Origin of the sequence: Microbacterium sp. 69-10, from assembly GCF_001897945.1 — a bacterium.
Classification (GTDB): domain Bacteria; phylum Actinomycetota; class Actinomycetes; order Actinomycetales; family Microbacteriaceae; genus Microbacterium.
The window spans coordinates 184,571-186,178 of the sequence record NZ_MKRT01000028.1 but is presented as its reverse complement, the minus strand read 5'-3'; the positions used below and the strand labels follow the sequence as shown (position 1 = coordinate 186,178).

General features: G+C 71.2%; 1 protein-coding gene and 1 pseudogene. Both read left to right on the top strand.

Going from position 1 to position 1,608, the window contains the following annotated elements:
* On the top strand, positions 1-827 hold an 827-nt coding region (gene mnmA, locus BGN97_RS15450), incomplete at its 5' end, for a tRNA 2-thiouridine(34) synthase MnmA (protein ID WP_292703360.1).
* 40 nt (positions 828-867) lie between these two features.
* A pseudogene (locus tag BGN97_RS15445) lies at positions 868-1,608 on the top strand (NAD-dependent DNA ligase LigA); the annotation flags it as partial.

Here is a 1,608-nt window from a genome sequence, read left to right as displayed (position 1 = left end):
GCGCCGGTCGCACCCCGAACCCGTGCCTGCGCTGCAACGAGAGGATCAAGTTCGCAGCCCTCCTGGAGCGCGCGCTGGAGCTCGGCTTCGACGCGGTCTGCACCGGGCACTACGCGACACTGGTGGACGGCGACGGAGGCCTGCAGCTGCATCGGGCGTCCGACAGCGCCAAGGACCAGTCCTACGTGCTGGGAGTGCTGAATGCGCAGCAGCTCGCGCACACGTACTTCCCGCTGGGCTCCATGCCGTCCAAGGCGATTGTGCGAGCCGAGGCCGCCGAGCGCGGCATCAGCGTGGCGCAGAAGCCCGACAGCCACGACATCTGCTTCATCCCCGACGGCGACACGCGCGGATGGCTGGCCGAGAAGGTCGGCGCGGAGACGGGCGAGGTGATCGACCGCACCGGAGCGGTGGTGGGCACGCACGAGGGCGCGCACGCGTTCACGGTCGGTCAGCGTCGCGGGCTGCGCCTGGGCGTTCCCGCCGCGGACGGGAAGCCGCGATTCGTGCTGGAGGTCCGTCCGGTCACCAACACGGTCGTGGTCGGGCCCAAGGAGGCGCTCGCGATCGCGGAGATCTCGGGGGAGCGGTACTCCTGGGCTGGCCCCGCGCCGCAGGCCTCCGAGTTCGCCTGCGAGGTGCAGATCCGCGCGCACGCCGACCCGGTGCCCGCGACCGCGTTCGTGACGGATGAGGGCGTGCGCGTCGTGCCCGAGCATCCGCTGGACGGCGTCGCACCAGGCCAGAGCGCCGTGATCTACGTCGGCACCCGCGTGCTAGGGCAGTTCACGATCGACACCACCGTGTCGGCCGTCCCCGTCGGCTGAGGTCCCCACCCGTGTCGGTGCTCGCTCGTAGACTTGCGGGGTGCCGGAGAACATCTCACTGGAAGACGCCCGCAGCGAGGCCGAGGAGCTGACCACCCGCATCCTCGACGCGAAGGACGCGTACTACGGACGCGACACATCGCTGGTCGACGACGCCACCTACGACGGCTGGATGCGCAGGCTGGAGGAGCTCGAGCGGCTGCATCCCGAGTTGCAGGGCCAGGACTCGCCCACCCAGATGGTGGGCGCGGCGGAGTCCACGGGGCTGGACACCATCGAGCACGCCGAGCGGATGCTGAGCCTGGACAACGTGTTCTCGCTCGACGAGCTGCGGGACTGGGAGACCAAGACGCGCGCTGCCGCCGGACGCGACGTCGCGTGGCTCACCGAGCTGAAGATCGACGGCCTCGCGATCAACCTGCGCTACGAGAACGGCGTCCTCACCTCGGCCGCCACCCGCGGCGACGGACGCGTCGGCGAGATCGTCACCGAGAACGCGCTGCGCCTGCCCGAGATCCCGGAACGGCTGTCCGGCACGGGGCATCCTGAGATCGTTGAGGTGCGTGGCGAGGTCTTCATCCCGGTCGCGGCCTTCGAGCGCCTCAACGCTGCGCAGGCGGCCTTCCGCGACCGCGCCTACGCCGATGCGCTGGCGCGCTGGGAGGCGCGCGGCGGCGCGGGCAAGAAGCCGTTCGACGAGGAGAAGGCCAGGGCGGCAGCCGCACGCCGCTTCCCGTCCTTCGCCAACCCGCGAAACGCCGCCAGCGGCGGCCTCCGTCAG